This is a genomic window from Blautia sp. MCC283 (assembly GCF_018785565.1).
Taxonomy (GTDB): Bacteria; Bacillota; Clostridia; order Lachnospirales; family Lachnospiraceae; genus Blautia_A.
The window spans coordinates 118,675-142,200 of the sequence record NZ_WQQB01000028.1 but is presented as its reverse complement, the minus strand read 5'-3'; the positions used below and the strand labels follow the sequence as shown (position 1 = coordinate 142,200).

21 protein-coding genes and 1 pseudogene are annotated in these 23,526 nt (G+C 44.9%); all 22 read left to right on the top strand.

The features are described from left to right. Nucleotides 1–26: 26 nt before the first annotated feature. The 22 genes and pseudogenes from GPK81_RS10095 (at nucleotide 27) to ybeY (ending at nucleotide 23,524) form a co-directional block, all read left to right on the top strand. Nucleotides 27–914: a sulfide/dihydroorotate dehydrogenase-like FAD/NAD-binding protein gene (locus tag GPK81_RS10095; protein WP_215706972.1), complete on the top strand. Its 888-nt coding sequence runs from the start codon at nucleotides 27–29 to the stop codon at nucleotides 912–914. Further along, entirely contained in the window at nucleotides 914–2,308 is a 1,395-nt protein-coding gene (gltA, locus tag GPK81_RS10090) for an NADPH-dependent glutamate synthase (protein ID WP_021977739.1), read from the top strand. Before GPK81_RS10095 ends, gltA begins: the two co-directional genes overlap by 1 nt. Before the next feature lie 187 nt (nucleotides 2,309–2,495). Then, nucleotides 2,496–3,371: an undecaprenyl-diphosphate phosphatase gene (locus GPK81_RS10085; RefSeq protein WP_118071470.1), complete on the top strand. Its 876-nt coding sequence runs from the start codon at nucleotides 2,496–2,498 to the stop codon at nucleotides 3,369–3,371. Nucleotides 3,372–3,398: 27 nt separating this feature from the next. Further along, nucleotides 3,399–6,146, top strand: coding sequence for an FtsK/SpoIIIE family DNA translocase (locus GPK81_RS10080; protein WP_215706971.1), 2,748 nt, complete (start codon nucleotides 3,399–3,401; stop codon nucleotides 6,144–6,146). Then, complete coding sequence (rlmH, locus tag GPK81_RS10075) at nucleotides 6,143–6,622, top strand: 23S rRNA (pseudouridine(1915)-N(3))-methyltransferase RlmH (protein WP_021977742.1); 480 nt, start codon at nucleotides 6,143–6,145, stop codon at nucleotides 6,620–6,622. Before GPK81_RS10080 ends, rlmH begins: the two co-directional genes overlap by 4 nt. Nucleotides 6,623–6,787: 165 nt before the next feature. Beyond that, nucleotides 6,788–9,790, top strand: coding sequence for a hypothetical protein (locus GPK81_RS10070; protein WP_215706970.1), 3,003 nt, complete (start codon nucleotides 6,788–6,790; stop codon nucleotides 9,788–9,790). 134 nt (nucleotides 9,791–9,924) lie between these two features. Further along, nucleotides 9,925–10,212, top strand: coding sequence for a co-chaperone GroES (groES, locus tag GPK81_RS10065; protein WP_021977745.1), 288 nt, complete (start codon nucleotides 9,925–9,927; stop codon nucleotides 10,210–10,212). A 38-nt stretch (nucleotides 10,213–10,250) separates the two neighbouring features. Further along, nucleotides 10,251–10,661 (top strand): annotated as a pseudogene (locus GPK81_RS18560) (MATE family efflux transporter); the annotation flags it as partial. A gap of 70 nt (nucleotides 10,662–10,731) precedes the next feature. Further along, nucleotides 10,732–11,190: an MATE family efflux transporter gene (locus GPK81_RS18340; RefSeq protein WP_334295255.1), complete on the top strand. Its 459-nt coding sequence runs from the start codon at nucleotides 10,732–10,734 to the stop codon at nucleotides 11,188–11,190. Between the two features lie 178 nt (nucleotides 11,191–11,368). Beyond that, nucleotides 11,369–12,943: an ABC transporter substrate-binding protein gene (locus GPK81_RS10055; protein WP_215706969.1), complete on the top strand. Its 1,575-nt coding sequence runs from the start codon at nucleotides 11,369–11,371 to the stop codon at nucleotides 12,941–12,943. Nucleotides 12,944–13,042: 99 nt separating this feature from the next. Beyond that, nucleotides 13,043–13,993: an ABC transporter permease gene (locus GPK81_RS10050; RefSeq protein ID WP_021977747.1), complete on the top strand. Its 951-nt coding sequence runs from the start codon at nucleotides 13,043–13,045 to the stop codon at nucleotides 13,991–13,993. Nucleotides 13,994–14,006: 13 nt separating this feature from the next. Continuing rightward, nucleotides 14,007–14,840, top strand: a complete 834-nt coding sequence (locus tag GPK81_RS10045) for an ABC transporter permease (protein ID WP_118071465.1) — start codon at nucleotides 14,007–14,009, stop codon at nucleotides 14,838–14,840. A 15-nt stretch (nucleotides 14,841–14,855) separates the two neighbouring features. After that, nucleotides 14,856–15,815 (top strand): ABC transporter ATP-binding protein, encoded by a 960-nt coding sequence (locus GPK81_RS10040; RefSeq protein ID WP_021977749.1) that lies wholly within the window; start codon nucleotides 14,856–14,858, stop codon nucleotides 15,813–15,815. Further along, on the top strand, nucleotides 15,812–16,777 hold the full coding sequence (locus tag GPK81_RS10035; protein ID WP_215706968.1) for an ABC transporter ATP-binding protein: 966 nt from the start codon (nucleotides 15,812–15,814) through the stop codon (nucleotides 16,775–16,777). The genes GPK81_RS10040 and GPK81_RS10035 overlap by 4 nt, the downstream gene beginning before the upstream one ends. A 20-nt stretch (nucleotides 16,778–16,797) precedes the next feature. Beyond that, complete coding sequence (locus tag GPK81_RS10030) at nucleotides 16,798–18,087, top strand: L-cysteine desulfidase family protein (RefSeq protein ID WP_021977751.1); 1,290 nt, start codon at nucleotides 16,798–16,800, stop codon at nucleotides 18,085–18,087. Nucleotides 18,088–18,191: 104 nt separating this feature from the next. Continuing rightward, the gene (locus tag GPK81_RS10025) at nucleotides 18,192–18,983 is read left to right on the top strand and encodes an NYN domain-containing protein (protein ID WP_215706967.1); all 792 of its coding nucleotides are present in this window, start codon (nucleotides 18,192–18,194) and stop codon (nucleotides 18,981–18,983) included. Further along, nucleotides 18,983–19,945 (top strand): tRNA dihydrouridine synthase, encoded by a 963-nt coding sequence (locus GPK81_RS10020; protein WP_215706966.1) that lies wholly within the window; start codon nucleotides 18,983–18,985, stop codon nucleotides 19,943–19,945. The genes GPK81_RS10025 and GPK81_RS10020 overlap by 1 nt, the downstream gene beginning before the upstream one ends. 2 nt (nucleotides 19,946–19,947) lie before the next feature. Then, nucleotides 19,948–20,490 (top strand): DUF2284 domain-containing protein, encoded by a 543-nt coding sequence (locus GPK81_RS10015; protein ID WP_215706965.1) that lies wholly within the window; start codon nucleotides 19,948–19,950, stop codon nucleotides 20,488–20,490. A 56-nt stretch (nucleotides 20,491–20,546) separates the two neighbouring features. After that, nucleotides 20,547–20,813: a YabP/YqfC family sporulation protein gene (locus GPK81_RS10010; protein WP_021977755.1), complete on the top strand. Its 267-nt coding sequence runs from the start codon at nucleotides 20,547–20,549 to the stop codon at nucleotides 20,811–20,813. Then, nucleotides 20,810–22,015, top strand: a complete 1,206-nt coding sequence (locus GPK81_RS10005; protein ID WP_215706964.1) for a sporulation protein YqfD — start codon at nucleotides 20,810–20,812, stop codon at nucleotides 22,013–22,015. Before GPK81_RS10010 ends, GPK81_RS10005 begins: the two co-directional genes overlap by 4 nt. Beyond that, nucleotides 22,008–23,033: a PhoH family protein gene (locus GPK81_RS10000; protein ID WP_118064259.1), complete on the top strand. Its 1,026-nt coding sequence runs from the start codon at nucleotides 22,008–22,010 to the stop codon at nucleotides 23,031–23,033. The genes GPK81_RS10005 and GPK81_RS10000 overlap by 8 nt, the downstream gene beginning before the upstream one ends. Further along, nucleotides 23,030–23,524 carry an rRNA maturation RNase YbeY gene (gene ybeY / locus GPK81_RS09995; RefSeq protein WP_021977758.1) on the top strand — a complete coding sequence of 165 codons (495 nt, stop codon included), beginning with the start codon at nucleotides 23,030–23,032 and terminating at the stop codon, nucleotides 23,522–23,524. Before GPK81_RS10000 ends, ybeY begins: the two co-directional genes overlap by 4 nt. Nucleotides 23,525–23,526 lie beyond the last annotated feature (2 nt).

Genomic DNA, 23,526 nt, shown 5'->3' with positions numbered 1-23,526 from the left:
TTATAATTTGCGCGAGGAGGAAGACCATGTATAAGGTTTTAAAAGCTGAAACGCTGGCAGCTAAGATCCATCTTATGGTTGTGCATGCACCACGTGTGGCAAGCCACTGTCTGCCAGGACAATTTATCATTGCGAAACTTGATGAGAAGGGCGAAAGAATCCCGCTCACAATCTGTGATTACGATCGCGAGGCTGGTACGATCACTATCGTATTCCAGGAGATCGGAGCATCTACGATCAAGATGTCTGCTCTGAAAGGGGGAGACTCTTTCCGTGATTTCGTAGGACCTCTTGGATGTCCATCTGAGTTCGTACACGAGGATATCGAAGAACTTAAGAAAAAGAAAATGGTATTCGTAGCCGGTGGTGTTGGTACTGCACCTGTTTATCCGCAGGTTAAATGGCTTCATGAGCACGGTATCACAGCAGATGTTATCCTTGGTTCCAAGACAAAGGATATGGTTATCCTTGAGAAAGAGCTTGCATCTGTTTCCAATCTCTACGTTACAACAGATGATGGTTCCTATGGCCGTTCCGGTATGGTAACCAAGACTCTTGAGGATCTTGTAACAAACGAAGGCAAACATTATGATGTCTGTGTAGCGATCGGACCGATGATCATGATGAAATTCGTCTGTCTTCTTACCAAGAAACTTGGTATCCACACAATTGTCAGCATGAACCCGATCATGGTTGACGGAACCGGTATGTGCGGTGCCTGTCGTCTTCAGGTCGGCGATGAGATTAAATTTGCCTGTGTAGACGGACCGGAGTTCGACGGACATCTCGTTGACTTTGATCAGGCTATGAAGAGAAGTCAGATGTATAAGACCCAGGAGGGACGTGCATTACTGAAGCTTCAGGAAGGCGATACCCACCACGGTGGATGCGGACAGTGCGGAGGTGACAAGTAATGGCAGATGCAAAAATGTTAAAAAAAGTTCCTGTAAGAGAGCAGGATCCGAAGGTACGTGCGACAAACTTCGAGGAAGTATGTCTTGGATATAATCAGGAAGAGGCAATGGAAGAGGCACAGAGATGTCTCGGATGTAAGAAACCGAAATGTGTAGAGGGATGTCCGGTATCCATCAATATTCCTGGATTTATCGAACACATCAAAGAGGGCAACATGGAAGAAGCTTACAAAGTGATCGGATTATCTTCCGCACTTCCGGCTATCTGTGGTCGTGTCTGCCCACAGGAATCCCAGTGTGAGGGACAGTGTATCCGTGGCAAAAAAGGCGAGGCTGTTTCCATCGGCAAGCTTGAGAGATTTGTTGCTGACTATGCTCTGGAGCATGATATCAAACCTGCAGGAGCAGAGGTTAAGAACGGACATAAAGTTGCAGTCATCGGTTCCGGCCCTTCAGGACTTACCTGTGCAGGTGACCTTGCAAAAGCTGGTTACGATGTGACTGTATTCGAGGCTCTTCATGAACTGGGCGGTGTTCTTGTTTACGGTATTCCGGAGTTCCGTCTTCCGAAACAGAAAGTCGTTAAGAAAGAGATCGAGAAAGTTAAAGAGCTTGGCGTTAAATTCGAGACAAACGTTGTTATCGGTAAATCCACAACGATCGATCAGCTGATCGAAGATGAGGGATTTGAGGCTGTATTCATCGGTTCCGGTGCAGGTCTTCCGATGTTCATGGGTATCCCGGGTGAGAATGCAAGCGGCGTATTCTCTGCAAACGAGTACCTGACAAGAAGCAACCTCATGAAAGCATTCGATGATTCTTACGATACACCGATTGCGGCAGGCAAGAAAGTTGCAGTTGTCGGTGGTGGTAACGTTGCCATGGATGCTGCAAGAACAGCTCTGAGACTTGGTGCTGAGGTACATATCGTATACAGAAGAAGTGAGGCAGAGCTTCCTGCACGAGCAGAGGAAGTTCACCACGCTAAGGAAGAGGGTATCATCTTTGATCTTCTTACCAATCCGAAGGAGATCCTTGTAGATGAGAACGGCCATGTAAATGGTATGAAGGTTGTAAAGATGGAGCTTGGCGAGCCGGATGCTTCCGGAAGAAGACGTCCAGTAGAGATTCCTGGTTCCGAGTATGACATGGATGTAGATACCGTTATCATGTCCCTTGGTACTTCACCGAACCCTCTGATCTCTTCCACAACCAAAGGCCTTGACATCAACAAGAGAAGATGTATCGTTGCCGAAGAAGAGACTGGTAAGACATCCAAAGACGGTGTATATGCCGGCGGAGATGCCGTTACAGGTGCAGCTACTGTAATCCTTGCTATGGGTGCAGGTAAAGCTGGTGCAAGAGGTATCGATGAATATCTGAAAAATAAATAAGTAAAAATTCTGTTCATAAGCAGATGAATAGGTCCTCCGACTGTTGCTTTTTGTTGCGGTCGGGGGATTTTTTTGCCTCAACACAAAAAAGAACACATGTTTGAAAGTTTTGCCAAGTGTGGATTGTAAGTTTTACTCAGTTATGCTATAATATGTTGGAAAAATTTTTAGAAAAGGAAATATCATTATGTCAGTGATACATGCGATTATATTAGGAATTATCCAGGGAATCACCGAATTTCTGCCTGTAAGCAGTTTTGGGCATCTCTGCGCAGTACAGGATCTTCTTGGTGGAAGCCGGGGTTCCGGCGTACTTTTTGAAGTGATGTTACATCTGGGCACCATGATAGCGCTGATCTTTGTTTTCCGGAAAGATATTAAGAAGATCGGAATAGAACTGATCGGAATGTTTCTGGATCTGATCGGAAATGCCAATATTTTTCTTTATAACAGGAGAACAGGAAAGAATTTAACCTATGCAAAGATTGTGAGCGGAACGTATCGGAAACTTACCGCGCTGATCTTTGTATCAACGATCCCCACCATTCTGATCGGATATCAGTGTAAACGTCTGGTAGTACGCAGTGCATCTTCTCATATGTTTTCCGGGATCGGGATCCTTCTTACCGGCGTGATTCTGCTGGTTGTGGATTACAGCAATATAAACGGTAATAAGGGCACGCGGGAAGCGAATTTCGGAGATGCCATGTGGATGGGAATATGCCAGGGAATTTCTGTGCTTCCAGGTCTTTCCAGATTTGGTCTTACGATCAGTGCAGGTCTTTTTTGCGGCCTCAGCCGGAAATTTGCGGTGAAGTATTCTCTGCTGATGAGCATACCTGCAGTGATCGGAGCTTTTTTTGTAGAAGCGGGAGAATTTACTGCTGTCAGCATGACAGTTGGAAAGGGTTTTACATATATTCTTGGAATGATCGTGGCTGGGGTTACCGGTTATCTGGTGATCCGTTTTATGCTTAAGCTTTCGAATCAGGTCAGACTGCGTTATTTTGCGTTTTATTCCTTTGCAGCCGGGATTCTTATTCTGGCAGCCAATTATATTTGATTTTAATCAACCGGGAGGAGTCTGACAATGGCAGCTTCAAAAACAACTAAAAAAAGAAAAAGTAAAACTGCGTCCAGACAGCAGGATACCGGTAATCGGTTTCAGACGGAAATTTTAATTCTTGTTATGTTTGCGGCCTGCCTGATCCTGATGATCAGTGCGTTTGGTATGGGCGGTATTGTGGGAAATGCGATCAGCAGTATCTGCTTTGGGATTATGGGGTTGTGTGCGTACCTTTTCCCCATCGTTCTGTTTGGAGGCGTTACTTTTCTGATCGTTAATAATAAGAATCGTCTTGCATATAAAAAGATTTTTGCAGGAATTGTATTTTTTATTTTTCTGTGCGGACTTTTACAGCTGCTTACAGAAAGATATACACCGAGTACGACCTTTGCGGATTATTATGCGCTCAGTTCAGAATACCACACTGGTGGCGGAGTGCTGGGAGGTGCTGTCTGCATTTCAACAGCATCTGCATTTGGCACAGTTGGGGGTGTAGTGATCATTGTTCTGGTATTGCTGGTGTCTATGATCATCATTACGCAGAGATCCTTTTTTGGATTTATGAATAAAATTCTGGATCTGTTCGCGGATGCTGCAAGAGAGGGACGTGAGGCATATCTGGAGGCACAGCCGGACAGAGAGAAACAGAAAGAACTCCGCAGAAAGATCCGGGCGGAGAAAAGGGCAGAGAAGATCCGACAGCTGGAGGAAGAACTGGAAGAGGAGGAACTGGCTCTTTCGGAAGAAAATCCGGCAAAAAAATCCGGAAAGCGTAAAACAAAATCCAAAAAAGCTGAGAAAGAGAGACAGGAGGCAGTAAGAGCCAACCGTAAAGGTGAGTTCAATCTTCCTTCTTTTCTTGATGAAGAAAAAGCTGCACTTCCAACTGAAGATACAGATCTGACGGAGGAGGCGGAAGAAGGAGAAATAAAACCTCCCAAGCAGAAACCTCTGGAATTTCAGATCCATCGTTCGCAGCCGCAGACACCACGGGAAGAAACAGAAGAGCCGGATTTTGAACGGGATATGCAGGAAGCGCAAGAGGATGACTATGATGGATACGAGGATGCGGATATTCCTCAGATGAGTCAGATATCATCCCAGAAGCAGAAATCCAGGACCGGAAAATCGTCAGCAAAAACAGAAAAGACATCCGTTCCGGATATCGACGATGAGACAGCAGCGCAGCCGGAAGAAACAGAGAGGATTTCTCATCCGTCCACCAGAAATCCGAAATCTTCCCAGGCGGAGATTGAGCATGGAATTAAAAATATCCAGCATGAGATCAGCAGCACGGAAATACCGGAGAAAAAACCATATCAGTATCCGCCTCTGAAACTGCTGAAACGTGGAGATGGAAAAGCCCAGGGGGATTCTGATGCGCATTTAAGAAAAACAGCCCAGAAACTTCAGGAGACACTTCATAATTTCGGAGTAAATGTAACAATTACCAATGTCAGCTGCGGACCTACGGTAACCCGCTATGAACTTCAGCCGGAAATGGGTGTGAAAGTCAGCAAGATCGTCGGACTTTCCGATGATATTAAACTGAACCTGGCAACGCCGGATATCCGTATTGAAGCGCCGATTCCGGGAAAAGCGGCTGTGGGAATCGAAGTCCCAAATAAAGAAAACAGTCCGGTTATGCTTCGGGATCTTCTGCAGTCCGACGAATTCAAAAATGCAAAATCCAAACTTTCCTTTGCAGCAGGTAAGGATATTGCCGGTAAACCGGTTGTAGCGGATATTGCCAAGATGCCGCATCTTCTGATCGCGGGAGCTACGGGTTCCGGTAAATCGGTATGTATCAATACCCTGATCATCAGCATTCTTTACAAGGCAACGCCGGATGAAGTGCGTTTGATCATGATCGATCCGAAGGTGGTAGAGCTGAGTGTATACAATGGAATCCCACATCTGTTCATTCCGGTTGTCACAGATCCGAAGAAAGCTGCAGGCGCATTGAACTGGGCCGTTTCCGAGATGACCAGCCGTTACAATGCTTTTGCGGAATATGGAGTACGTAATCTGGGTGAATATAACAAGAAAGTTGCCAATATGCGAGTGCCGGAAGGCGAGAAAGCTCCGGAAAAAATGCCACAGATCGTGATCATCGTGGACGAGCTTGCAGATCTTATGATGGTTGCACCCGGAGAGGTTGAGGATGCGATCTGCCGTCTGGCTCAGCTTGCACGTGCGGCGGGAATCCATCTGATCATTGCGACTCAGAGACCGTCTGTTAATGTTATTACAGGACTTATCAAGGCTAATATGCCGTCAAGGATCGCATTTTCGGTATCTTCCGGTGTGGATTCCAGAACCATTCTGGATATGAATGGTGCAGAAAAACTTCTTGGAAAGGGCGATATGCTGTTTTATCCTCAGGGATATCAGAAGCCGGCCAGACTGCAGGGCGCTTTTGTTTCCGACGAAGAAGTCAGCGCTGTTGTGGAATATGTCTCTGACAAAAATCAGGGTGCAGTTTATGATACTGCAATTGAAAAACAGGTGAACACAGCCAGTGCTCCCGGAGGAGCAGGCGGCGACCGGGATGTGTATTTTACAGAAGCAGGCAAGTTTATTATTGAGAAAGAAAAAGCTTCTATCGGTATGCTCCAGCGTATGTTTAAGATCGGCTTTAATCGTGCGGCAAGAATCATGGATCAGCTTTGCGATGCCGGTGTCGTGGGACCGGAAGAAGGAACGAAACCCAGAAAGGTTCTTATGTCAGCAGAAGAATTTGAAAATTATCTGGAGGAGAACGGCGGATGAAGATCAGTATCCTGACAGTAGGAAAGATAAAAGAGAAATATTTAAGAGATGCGATCGCAGAGTATTCCAAGCGCCTTGGCCGTTACTGTAAGTTGGAGATCATAGAAGTATCCGATGAGAAGACACCGGATAATGCAAGTGAAACAGTGGAGGAGGCTATCCGTAAAAAAGAAGGAGAACGCCTTCTGAAATATATCCGTGATGATGCTTTTGTGATCACATTGGAGATTGCCGGGGAACAGCTTACTTCGGAGAAGTTTGCAAAAAAGATCAATACCCTCGGCATCCGTGGAGTCAGCCATATCCAGTTTGTGATCGGAGGTTCCATCGGCCTTGGAAAAGAAGTTCTTGCGAGATCAGATTATGCGCTGAGTTTTTCGAAGATGACTTTTCCACATCAGCTGATGCGTGTGATCCTTCTGGAACAGATCTACCGCAGTTACCGGATCATCAACGGAGAGCCATATCATAAATAAGAATGAGAGAGCGGCCTTTCACAGCTATCTGTGAAAGGCTGTTTTATATCTGAATTTCTACAGAAAAAGTAAAAATTGGCAAAAAAGATTGACGAAACTAACTCGTTATTGTATAACAAAGTTATAGATAATTAACTAATATCATGGCAGAGGGAGTTATTCGGTATGAAAAACAGAAAACGAAGATCAGCTGCAGTATTGGCCGCGGGTATGTCTGTATTACTGGGAGCAGGTACGATCACAGGTGCCACGGAGCAGACAGATGCAGATAACAGTATCCGCAAGGAAGAAACTGTTTATGTTAATACAGAGGCAGACGGGACAATAAAAGAGATTACCGTGTCAGAATGGCTTAAAAACGCAAAGACATTATCTGATTCGACAATCACGGATATTTCAGATTTAAGTGATATCAAAAATACAAAAGGTGATGAAGGTTTTACCCAGGATGGAAAAACGCTTACCTGGGAAACAGATGGAAGAGATATTCATTATGAAGGAAAAACAGAGAAAGATCTTCCAGTGACAGTGACTTTTTCCTATGAACTTGATGGAAGAAAGATTAAACCGGAAGACCTTGCCGGAAAAACCGGCCATCTGAAAATACATGTTGCTTATGAAAACCATGCAGTTACAACAAAAAAAATCAGTGGAAAAAGTGTAAAGTTATACTCACCGTTCATGATGCTTACAGGAATGATCCTTTCTACAGATCATTTTTCCAATGTAACTGTAGATAATGGCAAGGTAGTGGAGGATGATTCCAGAAACATTGTGCTTGGTATAGCCATGCCTGGGCTGAAAGAAAGCCTGGATCTGAGCGAAGATATGGCGAAGGATATCAGTATTCCGGAAGAATTTACAGTGGAGGCCGATGTCACAGAATGTGAAATGAGTTCTTCGTTTACGGTAGCCATGACAGATGTGCTGGATGAGATCAATCTGAATGATCTGGACAGTATTGATGATCTCCAGGATTCTATCAAAAAAATGACAAAGGCTGCGTCCAAACTGATGAAAGGAACAAAATCACTTTCAGAAGGTGTCGATACCCTGAATGAAAAATATAAAGAATTTGATCAGGGGATAGATGCATTAAGTACCGGTGTTTCTGCTTTGGAATCCGGCGCACAGAAGCTGGATGACGGAGCAGGAACGTTAAATGGCGGAGCTGCCGCTTTAAGTAGTGGGGTAGCCACACTTGCTCAGGGAGTTTCTGCCTATACAGAGGGAACAGGAACTCTTGCTTCAGGTCTGAAACAGTATACAGGCGGAGTAGATACGTTAAGTGGCAGTATGTCTGAAATGAAAAAAGGCGTCCAGTCTTATACAGAGGGGGTGGACAGTTATGTATCCGGTGGCAGCAAGCTTGCAGAGGGAACTGTTGCCTATGTGAAAGGAACTTCTTCATTAACGGATTATATGAAAAAGTACATAAAAGGAAGCTCTGCACTTTCTGACAGTATGGTCCGGTATCTGGAAGAGATAAAGACGTTGCTTTCCAGCATGGATATTCTGATCCCGGGAATGGATGAGACATTGAAGGATACGAAAGCGGCGGCAGATAAAATGCAGTCACTCAGTACTTCTCTGGATGCAGATGCGATAGCGGATCTTTCGGAAAATACTTCCGGATATGCAGAAAAAATTTCTGCGTATAACAGTCAGGTGGAGAGATATGTTGAAAGCGTAGAACAATTTGGACAGAAAATATCAGCGCTTCAGGAAAACATATCAAAGATCTCTGACGGGAAAAATATTTCTCAGATAACACCGGATGTTCAGGAGGCTGCGGATACCCTGAAAGATAACGCAGATATAATGAATACCCAGGCAGAGACAATAGAAAACTGGATCAGCAGCGCAGGAGAAACGACAATAGACACAACAACCGTGGATCAGGGGATTTCTGATGTAAGGAATAACCTTTCCGCAGCGGAGTCTTCGCTTTCCGGGATTGATTACAGTACCATGGATGAGGGAACCAGGGCGGCGGTGCAGGCTGCACTTGAAGCAGTCCAGGCCGCCAGAAGCAGTGCGGACGGAATTGATACTTCCTCTCTGAAAGGACAGCCGTCAGATACTTCACCATTAAAAAATGCAGCAGATACATTGAAAAGTACTGCATCTTCCACAAGTACTGCCGCACAGAAAACGCAGGGTGCTGTTCAGAGTCTGAATGCACTGGTAGATACCGTGGATTCAACAGGATGGGCGATCACAGAGCTTCATGATGCGGTCAATAAACTTGAACAGGAGGTACAGGATCTGGCAGGAGATGGCCAGAAGCTTAAAAATACCGGAAGTTCACTGGATGATCTTGGAAAACAGCTTTCTGATACGGTAAAAACTATGGATAATGCCCTTTCGGATCTTGGAAAGCAGCTTCCGGGAATTCAGACAGAGATCAGTACATTAAAAGATACGGCAGATACACTGTCTCAGAAAAATAAGAAAATTCAGTCTGGCTATCAGAGTAATCTTTCGGCAGCAGGAGAGCAGTTCGAAAAGAACGCAGATACGCTGGATACACTGGGAAATGCTGTGAATTCAGGAATTACCGATCTGCAGGGCAAAAAAAATAAAACCGCAGATTCGCTGATAAATGGAGCTTCCTCTCTGGAAAAGACAGGAAAAACACTGACAGCAGGAAGTAAACAGATTGAAGAAGCCCTTGCACAGCTTCGGAGCGGCGTTCTGGCACTTTCTTCAAACAGCAGTACTCTGACATCGGGAGCGGATCAGCTTGTTTCGTCAGGAAAACAACTGAACGATGGTGCCAGCCAGCTTGCATCTGGTGCCGGAAGTCTTGCGTCCGGAACTCAGGCTTTGAAGAGCGGAATGCAGACACTGTCATCTGGAGTGGGAACTTTGTCTGACGGCGCGGATAAGCTGAAAGATGCAAGCGGTCAGGTGCAGGAAGGAATCAGCAAGCTGAGTGAAGGTGCAAAGACTTTAAGTGACGGACAGACAAAGTTCTATAAAGAAGGTGTGAAAAAACTGGATGACGGTGTGAACAAAGATCTGAAGAATGTTATTGACCGTTTTAAAGCTCTGAAGGCGGAAGATGTTTCCTATGACAGTTTTACACAGCGTTCAGACGATATGGAGGGCAGTGTGAAATTTATTTATGAGACAGAACCTATAGAAATCAGCGACAAAGAATAAAAACGATAGGATCCTGATGAAACTGTGTGGATTGCGGTAAATATCTTGACAATTTCCGGATTTGTAGTATGATAAGAAAAGAGTAGCACTCGTATTAAAAGAGTGCTAATAAATACAGAAAGAAGGAAATAAACATGGCATTAAAACCAGTTGCAGACAGAGTAATCGTGAAATATTTTGAGACAGAGGATAAGACAGCATCCGGTATTGTTCTTCCGGACAGCTCCAAAGAGAAGACACAGCAGGCAGAAGTTATTGCTGTTGGTTCCGGTAAGATCGTAGACGGGAAAGAAGTTCCGATACAGGTAAAACCCGGCGACCGTGTAATCTACGGAAAATACACAGGAACTGAGATCAAATACGAAGGTGAGAAATATCTGGTCATCAATGCCGATGATATTATTGCCATTGTAAAAGACTGATGAAGAATTTTTACCGTAATTTTCTGAAATTATGATCCATGCTGGTTTTGCAGAATGTAGTAACTTTAAGTGTCAACCTTGCTGACAACATTATGCTTGGTGCATTCAGCGAGACTGCATTATCCGGAGTAACCACTGTAAATCAGGTACAGTTCGTCTTTCAGCAGCTGCTCATGGCGCTGGGAGACGGACTTGTCATATTCGGAAGCCAGTACTGGGGAAAGAAAGAGACAAAACCGGTGAGAAAGATCAGTGCCTGGGCCATGTGCACAGGCATTTTTATTGCTCTCATCCTGTTTCTTCTGGCAAGCTTTTTTCCACGTCAGCTGCTGGGGCTTTTTACAACAGACCAGACAATTATTGAAGCCGGACTTTCCTATCTTGCGATTATCCGTTTTACCTATTTTTTCTTTGCGGTGACACAGATTCTGCTGGCTACGCTGCGCTGTGTGGAAATCGCGGGGATCGCTTTCGGGCTTTCTGTCATGACTCTGATAATTAACTGCAGCATCGGTCACCATGGGAAAAACGATAGGTTCTGGAGATCTGAAGCTTGCAAAACTCTATTCCAAGAAACTTCAGAAACTTTTTGTATTCATGGGAATTATCTGCGGCGTGCTGCTTTTCTTTATCCGTATTCCGGTCTTAAGCCTTTACCAGCTTTCTCCGGAAACCAGAGAAATGGCCAATACATTTCTTATGATCTTAAGTGTGGTGATGGTAGGAATGTCTTATCAGATGCCTACCAATGGAGGCATTATCCGTGGAAGTGGCAGTATTGCCTATTCCATGAAGGTGGATCTGATCAGTACCTGGGCGATTGTGATCCCATTATCTATGTTTATGGCATTTGTGGTCAAAGCATCACCGGCCATTGTGGTGTGCTGCCTTAACGCAGATCAGATTTTTAAGTGTGTACCCGCATTCCTGAAATGCAATTACGGGCACTGGATCAAAACCATGACAAATATTTCTTGACGCCTGTCTTGCCTGTAGGTAGAATAAAAGATAAGGTTTTATGTGCGAAAGGGAAATTCCGGATAGAATTTCAGGATAGGCTTGACAAAAATATGAGGATATAGTACCATCGTACATATATCATAGTAACTCAGTGGGAAAACGGGAATACCCGCTGAGCCAGAGGAGGAACAAAGAGATGAGAAAAAAAGTACTGGCAGCGCTTCTGGCAGCTGCAGTAGCAGGAACGACTGTTATGGCAGGAACAGCAGTATTTGCGGCAGAGAACACCGAAGGAGCCAAGGCTGCCGGCGGTAATATTACAATTGCAGAAACCACAGATCCTCAGAATATCAATCCGCTGTATGTTGTGGATCAGACAAGTTTTGATATGATGCAGGCACTTTACAGCCCGTTTTTTGAGATCGTGAATGGAGAAATGTATTACGGAAACGGACTTTGTGAGAGTGTGACAGCTAACGATGATGCCAGCGAGTTTACTCTGAAGCTGAAAGACGGACTGAAATGGCATGACGGTGAGCCTCTTACCGCTGATGATGTGGTATTTACCATGCAGGTTCTGGTAGACGAGAAACAGAATGTGCCATATTCTTCTTACGGATATGTGAATGATAAGGCGGTAGAGGCAGAGAAAATCGATGACCTTACCGTGAAGCTTTCCCTCGGATCTTCTTCCGCAGGATTTCTTGGCGGTTTAAGCCAGGTTTATTGTATTCCGAAACACATTTATGAAGGTGTGGAAAATATCGGAGAGAGCGATCTGAACAATGAGCCGGTAGGAAACGGACCGTTTAAGTTCGAGGAGTACAAATCCGGTGAGTACCTTAAAGTAACAAAATTCGATGATTATTATGAAGATGTAAATCTGGATTCCATCACTTTCAAGATCGTTAAAGATTCCAGTTCTGCCAATGCGGCACTTGCAAGTGGTGATCTGGATGCACGTCTGATCAGCGCTGATGATTACGATACAGTCAGCGCATACGACAACGTAAATATCAATACTTACAATTCCGGACGTGTCAATGCCATGTTCATGAATGAGCTGAATGAAGATCTTCAGGATGTAAAAGTACGCCAGGCAATAGCATACGCACTGAATAAGGAGGAATTCTGTCAGTTTGCATTCATTTCCGAAGATTATGCAGAGCCGGCGGATTCCCTGTTTACACCGGATACTCTTTATTATGCAAAACCGGACAATACCTATGACAATGATCCGGCCAAGGCACAGCAGCTTCTTTCAGAAGCAGGAAAGACAGCGCTTTCTCTGAATCTGATGTATATCTCTACAGACAAGACCATGGAGAGTGAGGCTCTGTATGTACAGTCTGCACTTGCAAATGTAGGAATTACTGTAAATCTTGTTCCGACTGATGAATCAACATTCAAGAATAAGACCAAAGATCCGGAATGTACAGATTATGATCTGGTATTAAGCTTTTATACCTTAGGTGAGGAACCAAGCCTTTATGCAGATATGTGTTCTTCTGACAGCCGTTCCAACTACTCCAAGATCAAGGATACGGATCTGGATGCACTGTGGGAAAAAGGAAACAGTACAGCAGATGAGACAGAGCGCAGTGACATATATAAAGAAATTCAGAATACCATCAACGATAATATGTATATTTATCCGATCGCGTATTCCAATGGATTCTATGCGGTAAATAAGGATTTTGGCGGATTTGATGAATGTCTGTTAAAGACGATTTACTATGATTATTCCAAGATCTACACACTGGAGAAATAAAACATAAATTTATAAAAGATAATCACAGAAAGGAAGAGGCTGACGCGTTTTTCGCGCCAGCCGATTTCCTGTTTTCAGGGAAAATAAAGGAGGTACATTTTGAAGAAAATCGCAAACCGTCTGGTGCAGTGTATTCTGACACTGTTTATTGTCTCTGTTCTCTGTTTTGCACTGACAAAAGCAGCTCCCGGAGATCCGGTCCTGACTTATGTGGAGCCGAATATGAGTGAAGAATACATTCAGAACTTAAGAGAAAGCCTGGGTCTTACCAAGCCTCTTTATGAACAGTATTTCCTGTGGCTGGGAAGGATTTTTCACGGAAATTTCGGGAATTCTCTGATGAATAACCGTCCGGTACTGACACAGATGCTGGAACGTCTTCCGGCGACAGTGATCCTTATGGGAACCAGTATGCTGCTGGGATTTCTTATTGCTATTGTGCTGGGACTGTATTCCGGCAAAAATAAAAACGGAATTCTGGATAAAATCACCAGTCTTTTCTGCTATGTGGGAATTTCCATCCCCACTTTCTGGTTCGGTATCATGCTGATCTACCTGTTCAGTGTGCATCTTCATATCCTTCCAAGTATTGGTATGCATTCAGACGGGGACCGCTCTTTTGGAGATCTGGTGCTTCACATGGTGATGCCCTGTGCGGTGCTGACTTTTGCCAATGCATCCCAGTATATCCGGTATCTGAGAAGCAGTACCATTACGGAGATGTCCTCAGATTATGTTATGGTGCAGAAAGCCTATGGAATGAAAGAGTCCGGGATTCTGTTCCGCCATGTACTGAAAAATGCCATGCTTCCCATGATCACAGTTCTTGGAATGAGTTTGCAGTCACTGGTTTCCGGAGCCATTATTACAGAGCAGGTTTTTGCATGGCCGGGAATCGGACAGCTGGCGGTTACTGCCGTTATGCAGTATGACTATCCCCTGATCATGGGCATTACCATGTTTACAGCACTTCTTGTGGTGCTCGGAAATCTTTTGGCAGATGTTCTGTACGCTGTCTTTGATCCGAGAATTCGCAAGGCCGGATGTTAGGAGGTGAAGGGTCATGAGAGAAAATATCTGGAAAAACATTAAACTTGGTTTTAAGACAAATAAATTGGCAGTTGCAGGAGCAGTGGCTATCCTTCTTCTGGCACTGATCTCTATTTTTGCCTTTCTGTATCCGGTGGACCCCAATGCCATCAGCGCTACAGAGAGACTGAACGCCCCTTCTATGTCACATCTCTTTGGAACCGACGATATGGGAAGGGATTATTTGGCACGTTGTATTTATGGCGGAAGAGCTTCTCTTCTGGTTGGATTTCTGTCCATGATCCTTTCTACAGCCCTTGGAGTGATTGTGGGCTCCATCAGTGGATTTGTAGGAGGAACCGTGGATGCGGTACTGATGCGTCTGGTAGATGCACTGATGAGCCTTCCTACATTCCTGATCATGATCGTTATGAACGCTTTTCTGAAACCGGGTTTACAGAATATTGTCCTGATCATTGGATTTCTGACCTGGATGAACATTGCCAGGATCGTCCGTGGTGAGACGATTTCCCTGAATGAGAGAGAATATGTTATCTATGCAAAGATTTCCGGACAGAAAAAGTTTTCCACAATTGTGCATCATATTCTTCCGAATATCATGCCGACCATTATTGTTGCCGCAACTATGAATATTGCAAACGCGATCCTGATGGAGTCCGCACTGAGCTTTTTCGGCCTGGGCATCCAGCCGCCCACAGCTTCCTGGGGAAGCATGCTCAGCAATGCACAGCGTTATATCCAGCAGGCTCCGTACCTTGCCATCTTTCCGGGTATTCTGATCCTGATCACGGTTATCAGTTTCAACTATCTGGGAGAAGTGTTGAGAAAAGTATTTGAGCCTAAGTAAGGAGGACATGCACAAATGGAAAAATTACTGGAAGTAAAAGATCTGAAAGTGTCTTTCTTTACGGATCTTGGAGAAACACAGGCAGTAAAAGATGCCGGGTTTGCCATTGAAGAGGGAGATTTTTTCGGAATTGTAGGTGAATCCGGAAGTGGAAAAAGTGTAACAACGAAATCCATTCTCCGTCTTGGCCCGTCCAACTGCAGGATTATGGGAGGAGAAATCCTTTTTCAGGGTGAGGATATTCTGAAAAAAAGTGAGGCAGAGCTCCGGGAAATCCGTGGTGGTGAGATTGCCATGATTTTTCAGGATTCTCTTTCTGCACTGAATCCGGTCTATACCGTAGGAAACAAGATGGTGGAGCTGATCCGCCGTCATACTTCTATGACAAAAAAAGAGGCAAAGGCCCGGGTGCTTGAGCTGCTGACGGCAGTAGGGATCACAGATCCGGAAAAAGCCATGCGTAGTTATCCCCATGAGCTTTCCGGTGGTATGCGCCAGCGTGTAATGATCGCCATGGCCATGAGCAGCAATCCGAAAGTTCTTATTGCCGATGAGCCTACGACAGCTCTGGATGTAACCATTCAGGCACAGATCCTTCATCTTCTTCTGGAACTTCAGAAAAAAAATAATATGAGTATCATTCTGATCACCCATGATCTGGGCGTTGTGGCACAGACCTGTAAGAGAGTAGCTGTTATGTGCGGGGGTTACGTGGTGGAAGAGGGAACGGTAGAGGAGATTTTTCTTAATCCGGGCCATCCGTATACCCAGGCACTGATCGCAAGTATGCCACGTGTGGGAGGAACTTTTGAACAGTTTCTGGAAAGAGATCTTTCTGACGGAAGCGGAAATTTATGTCCGTTTCTGAACCGCTGCAAGTATGCGGATAAAACCTGCGAGGCCTGTCTTCCGAAATATTATGAATCTTCGGAGGAACATAAGATTCTCTGTCACAGAAGGGAGGAGGAAAAATGAGCAATTCTTTAATTGAAGTAAAAGATCTGAAAGTATATTTTAAACAGAAATCTCCGAAACTTCTGTCTTTTAAGCCGGGTATCCTGAAAGCCGTAGATCAGGTAAGCTTTTCCATTGAAAAGGGAAAAACTTTTGGTCTGGTAGGAGAGTCCGGAAGCGGAAAGTCTACCATCGGAAAAGCAATCCTCCGCTATCATAAGCCAACAGGCGGGGAGATCTTTTACGGAGGAACGGAGATTGGAGCCATGGGAGAAAAAGAACTCCTTCCATACCGCAAAAAAATGCAGTCTGTTTTTCAGGACCCGTATTCATCTCTGGATCCAAGCCATACTGTACAGGATATTATCTGTGAGCCTATGGAAATCCATAAGCTGTATACTCCAAAAGAGCGGAAAGAACGTGCAAAAGAACTGATCCGGGTTGTTGGCCTTAAAGAGCAGGATCTTCTGAAATATCCTCATGAGTTTTCTGGTGGACAGAGACAGAGAATTTCCATTGCCAGGGCACTTTCCGTACAGCCGGAGTTTGTGGTCTGCGATGAGCCCATTTCCGCACTGGACGTTTCTCTCCAGGCGCAGATCGTTCAGATGCTTCAGGATCTTCAGGAAAAATACGGACTTACTTACCTGTTTATCAGCCATCAGCTGCAGGTGGTACAGAAAATCTGCGATGAGATCGGAGTTCTATATCTGGGAAATCTTATGGAAATCGCAGATGCAGACAAACTCTATTCCAATCCGCTGCATCCCTATACAAAAATGCTGATTTCTTCCATTCCGGTACCGGACCCGAGAGTAAAAACACTGGATCAGATCGTAACAGATAACGGCGTGCAGTCACGTTCCATTGGCGGATGCAGGTTTCATAACCGCTGTCCATGGTGCGAAGAACGATGCAGACAGGAAGTTCCACTGCTTCGGGAAGCAGAGCCAGGACATCTGGTGGCCTGCCATAAATACTGATATCAGGAATTTCGGACAATATGAGAAGGGAAAAGAAAAAGGTGGAAAAAAATATATATGATAATTATCTGGCCATTCTGAGGGAAGAAATGGTTCCTGCCATGGGCTGCACGGAGCCGATTGCTCTGGCTTACGGTGCGGCAAGGGCAAGAGAAGTTCTTGGAAGAGAACCGGAGCATATTGTGGCAAAATGCTCCGGAAATATTATAAAGAATGTGCGCTGTGTCATCATTCCAAACTCCGGAGGATTAAAGGGGATTCCCGCAGGAGTGGTTCTTGGTGCGGTGGCAGGCGATGCATCGCTTGATATGGAGGTTCTCTCAAAAGTAACAGACGAGGGAAGAAAACGTTGCCGGGAACTTCTGGATGCGGATATCTGTAAAGTGGAACTTCTGGACACCCCGGTTGTACTTCATATTGTAATTGAAATGTGTGCAGGAGAAGATACTGTCTGTCTGGAGATCAAATACGATCACATTAATGTGACCAGAATTGAAAAAAACGGAGAAATCCTGCTGGATGCGGATCAGGCACTGGAAGAAAAAGAAGCGGCAGACCGCAGTCTTTTAAATCTGGAGGATATCCGGGAGTTTGCAGATACCGTAGAACTTTCTGATGTAAAAACTCTTCTGGATACCCAGATCAAAAGCAACATGGCCATTGCCCATGAGGGAATGACCGGAAAATACGGACTTGGGATCGGACGTGTGATCCGTGAAAATTATTCCCATGATATGCTTACCAGAATGCGAAGCCTTACCGCTGCGGCTTCCGAGGCGCGTATGGGCGGATGTGACATGCCGGTTGTCATTAACTCCGGAAGCGGAAATCAGGGAATCGCCTGTTCCGTCCCTCTGATCGTTTATGCGAGGGAAATGGAGCTGCCGGACTATAGTCTGTACCGGGCACTTGTATTTTCCAATCTTCTTACTGTGTATCAGAAATATTATATTGGCAAACTATCGGCATTCTGTGGTGCGGTGTCTGCATCCTGTGCGGCAGGAGCAGCCATCACCTATATGGTAGGGGGAAGTATTTCCCAGATCAAAAAGACTATCGAAAATACTCTGGCGAACATTCCGGGAATCATCTGCGATGGAGCAAAGATCTCCTGTGCTGCCAAGATCGCGGCCAGTCTGGATGCGGCGTTTCTTGCTCATCATCTTGCCATGAACGGTCAGTCCTATGCTCCTTACACGGGAATTCTTCAGGAAGAAACAGCAGAAACCATCAGCTGTGTGGGGCAGATCGGAAAAGATGGAATGAAAGAAACAGACCGAGAAATCCTTAAGATCATGCTGGAACACTGAGGAAATTTCAGTTATACTGTTCTTAAAAGACGCCGGGGCGGAGACGGCACAGATTAACCGACTGCGGATGCTTTTATCCGCTTGACAAAGAAAAGGTTGGATTTATGGACAATGAATTAAGAATTGCAATACTGATCGACGCTGATAATGTATCAGACAAATATATCAAGATCATTGTGGACGAGGTGGCGAACATTGGCATCGCTACCTATAAACGGATCTATGGAGACTGGACCAGTGCCAGGCTTTCTTCCTGGAAAAATGTTCTTCTGGAGGATTCTATTATTCCCATTCAGCAGTACAGCTATACTACGGGAAAAAATGCCACGGATTCGGCCATGATCATTGATGCCATGGATATTCTCTATTCCGGAAATGTGGATGGATATTGTATTGTTTCTTCGGACAGTGACTTTACCAGACTGGCAGCAAGACTCCGGGAATCCGGAATGCTGGTTCTGGGCATGGGTGAGGAAAAGACGCCCAAACCTTTTATTTCCGCATGTAATCAGTTTAAATATCTGGATCTCCTTTACCGCAATCAGCAGGAAGAAGAGAAAAAAGAAGATCTGGAAACTGCAGCAGAGGCGAAGAAAGCAGGAAATGGGAATAATAAACAGAACAGTTCCGGCTCGAAGAAGAATAAAGACCTGAAAAGAGTACGGAAAGCAATTAATGCCATTATCGAGAAATTTTCTGACGAGGAAGGCTGGCTGTCTTCCGGACAGCTGGGCGATCAGCTGGGAAAACGTCTTCCGGATTTTGATGTGCGTAATTACGGGTATTCCAAGCTGACTCCGTTTATCAAATCCCTGGGCAGTTATGAAACCGGCAGGATTCCTACCGGCAGTGGCGGAAGGAAACAGATTTATTTCCGTATGAAGGAGGAACGGTAATGAAGAATTATATGGCACCCATGGAAGGTGTTACCAACTGGGTTTACCGCAATGCATATAATGAATGCTTTTATCCCATGGATAAATATTTTACCCCCTTTATTACCGCCAAGCCAAACAAGAGACTCAGCAGCAAGGAAATTAAAGAAGTGTCCCCTGACACAAACGGAAAGCTTCCGGTGGTTCCCCAGATCCTGACCAATAATGCGGAAGACTTTGTCAAAACCGCACATATTTTTCGGGATGAATATGGCCATAAAGAAGTGAATCTGAATCTTGGATGTCCTTCAGGAACCGTAACAGCCAAGGGAAAAGGGGCCGGATTTTTGGGAGAACCGGAAAAGCTTGACCGTTTTCTGGACGAGATCTTTGCTAACACAGGGATGGAGATTTCCATTAAGACGCGCGTGGGCACCGATTACGAGGAAGACTGGGAAAGACTTCTTGAAATTTACAGCAAATATCCAATAAAGGAGCTGATCATCCATCCACGCCTTCTGAAGGACCATTATAAGGGAACTCCGCGGTATGGATTATACGAAGAGGCGCGGAAAAAAATCAAAGTTCCGCTGGGCTACAACGGAGATATTTTTTCCGTGGAAGCTTATCAGGAAATCCAGGAAAAATTTCCGGATGCGGACAGCTTCATGTACGGACGGGGGATCATTGCAAGGCCTTACCTTCTGGATGAAATTATGTGCGGAACCAGAATGAAAAAAGAAGACCGTCAGTCTCAGTATAAGCAGAAAATGCGCCAGTTCCATGACTGTCTTTATCGGGAGTATCAGGAGTACCTTTCCGGAGAACGAAATGTGCTTTTTCGTATGAAAGAACTGTGGAGCTATATGGCACCGGGATTTACCAATTACGCAAAATACCTCAAAAAGATCAAAAAATCCCAGCATTTGGGTGACTATGAGGCGGCAGTTATGAGCCTTTTTGGAGAACAGGAGATTTTGTAAGTATGGATATAAAAGAAAAATTTGAAGATTTTATTGCCCAGTATCCGATTTTTGAGTATCGTCTGCTGGACACAGCTGATATCAAAGTGCAGGAACGTGTACGGACAATCTGCAAACAGGAATGTGAGCGCTATGGCAGCACCTGGGCCTGTCCCCCGGCAGTAGGAGAACTTCCGAAATGTGAGAAAAAGATTCACAGTTTTCCACAGGCGATCTTTTTTTCCAGTGTGGCGGAAGTATCGGACATGATGAATATGGAAGAGATGCTTTCCACACGAATGGCACACGAAGATCTTACAGAAAAAGTCCGGGATTTTCTGGAGGGAGAAGGATATGAGACCTTTACTCTTTCCACGGAATCCTGTGATTACTGTAAACGATGTGCGTATCTGGATGGAAAACCCTGCCGTTTTCCGGAACATATGCATCCCTGTCTGGAAAGCTATGGTGTCGTGGTAAATGAGATCGTGGAACGGGAACAGATGGAATATAATCTGGGGGGAAATACCATTCTCTGGTTTTCCATGGTTCTGATCCGCAAATAATACATATGAAGAAATCCTCTGGCATAGATTAATGATAAATGCCGGAGGATTTTTTTATGAAAAAAATGTCGGAGTTTCTGGATCTGCCGGTGGAACCGGCGTTTCGTGAAACACAGGTGATCCTTACCGGAAAACGCCGGGCGATCGTTGAAAATTACAGGAATCTTCAGCGCTATACAAGAGAGGAGATCATAATTCTGACTCCGTCCGGCAGACTTGTGATCCATGGAAAACGCCTGGAAATTTCCTGTTATACAGCATTTGAAATGTGTGTCTGCGGACGGATCGAAAGCATTCTGCTTGAGGAGGGAAAGAAAAAATGATTCCTGGTTTTGTAAGACTGTCCGTTACAGGCGAACAGCGTGAACGGTTCCTGAATCTGTGCAAAAGCCGTGGGATAATGTTCAGGAGAATCGTTCAGACAGGAGAAAAAGAACTTCTGCTGACAATGCGGGTGAAAGATTTTTTTCTGATCGGTCCTCTTCGGAGGAAAACGGGTGTACATATTCATATCCTGAAAAAAAGAGGACCTGTTTTTTTTCTGCTGGCGTGCAGACGGAATAAACTCCTGCCGGCAGGAGTTCTGACGGTGATCGGAGTCCTTTTTTTTCTGTCCGGAAGGGTCTGGAACATTCATATAGAGGGGAATATTTTAAATCCTACGCCACAGCTGGTAGACTTTCTGGAAGAGAAAGGCATCTGTTGTGGAGTATCCAAAAAGAAGATCCACTGCAATGCACTGGCAGAAGAGATGCGGCGGGAGTTTCCGGAAATTACCTGGGTATCGGCAAAACTTTCCGGGACCAGGCTGGGTTTTGAAATCCGGGAAGGAGATACGAAATTATCTGAAGAAACATCAAAAGCTGCCTGCAGCCTTTTTTCAACTGTGGATGGAATTGTAGAGTCTGTGGTCACACGACAGGGCACTCCCCTGATCAAGAGTGGTGAAGAAGTAAAAAAGGGACAGGAACTGATTTCCGGTATTGTCAACATTACAGATGACAGTCAGGAGGTAGTCCGTTATGAGTATGTTCAGGCAGATGCAGATGTTTATGTACGCTATACCATTGATTATTATGATACATTTCCACTTACTATAGAGAAAAAAGTTTACAGGGAAAAAGAAAAACGGAGTTTTTTTATCCGAAATAAAAACTGGATCCTGGATCTGTCTCCTGCTGCGAAGAAGAATGAGGATCGTCTGATCTGTGAATATCCGTTTGTACCTTCTGAAAATTTTCGACTCCCCATTTCCGCGGGAATCATCACCACCAGAAAATATGAGATCAGAAAAGAAAAACTGACAGAAAAGGCCGCAAAAAAACAGGCCATTCAGAGGCTTTATATTTATGAAGAAAAATTAATAGAAAAAGGGGTTCAAATATCTGAAAATAATGTTAAAATAGAAATAAAACATCAGGATTGCGTCAGCAGAGGTTCTCTTACTGTCATAGAAAAGACAGGAAAGGAAGGCCCTACAGAAAGAAAGACGCAGCCGAAAGAAAGGACACCAGAGGATGGCTAGCAGCATTATCGAATTATATGTGGATGTGCCGGCAGACCGCCAGGCGAATATTTTCGGACAGTTTGACGAGCATCTGAAGCTGATCGAAAGAACTCTGAACGTAACCATGATCTTCCGGGATGGTTCTCTTAAAATCCTGGGAAGCCAGGAGGGAGCTACACAGGCGAAGGCGATCGTGGAGGAACTGAATACCCTTGCGGGCAGAGGCAATACCATCACACAGCAGAATGTGAATTATGCACTTTCTCTTGCCATGGAGAAGATCGGTTCCGTGATGGAGGAAATCGACAAGGACTTTATCTGTAATACCATACAGGGAAGACCCATTAAACCCAAGACACTTGGACAGAAGGATTATGTGGAACAGATCCGTAAGAAGATGATCGTATTTGGAGTGGGGCCTGCAGGAACCGGTAAGACATATCTTGCCATGGCTATGGCAGTAACCGCATTCCGCAATGAAGAAGTTTCCAGGATTATTCTTACCAGACCTGCCATTGAAGCCGGCGAGAAACTGGGATTTCTTCCGGGAGATCTCCAGAGTAAGGTCGATCCGTATCTTCGTCCCCTGTATGATGCACTTTATCAGATCATGGGGGCAGACAGCTTTGCAAAAAATATGGAAAAAGGTCTGATCGAGGTTGCTCCTCTTGCCTATATGCGAGGTCGTACTCTGGATAATGCATTTATCATTCTGGATGAAGCACAGAATACCACTCCTGCACAGATGAAGATGTTCCTGACACGAATCGGTTTTGGGTCCAAGGTTATCATCACAGGCGATGCTTCCCAGAAAGACCTTCCGAAAGATGCGGCGTCAGGCCTTGATGTGGCCATGAAGGTTTTGAAGAAGATTGATGATATCGGGTTCTGCCAGCTGACCAGCAAGGATGTTGTACGTCATCCCCTTGTACAGCAGATCGTGCAGGCCTACGATGATTATGAGAAAAAACAGAAACCTGCCAAATCCCGGAAAGATGACAGGTATGCTGTGAAGAATAAGGAGTACAGAAGATGACCATAAATATCGAATATGAAACAGACCAGGAGCTCGGGATCGATTATGCTGCCCTTGCATCCCAGGTTGCGGATAAGGTTCTGGAAATGGAGAAATGTCCTTATGATGGACAGGTCAATCTGGTTCTTACCGATAATGAGGAGATCAAGAGAGTAAACACAGAATTCCGGAATATCCAGGCCCCTACCGATGTATTGTCTTTTCCGATGATCCCTTTCGAAACTCCGGCAGATTATTCTGTGGTGGAAGAGGATGAATCGTATTTTGATCTGGACAGTGACGAACTTCTGCTTGGAGATATCATGATCTCAGTGCCGAAAGTTTTTGCTCAGGCAGAGGAGTACGGACATAGTGTTACAAGGGAATTTTGCTTTCTGGTTGCCCACAGCATGCTTCATCTTCTTGGGTATGACCATATGACAGAGGATGAGGCGAAAGTCATGGAAGCCAAGCAGGCGAATGCACTTAAAGAGCTGGGTATCAATCGATAAGA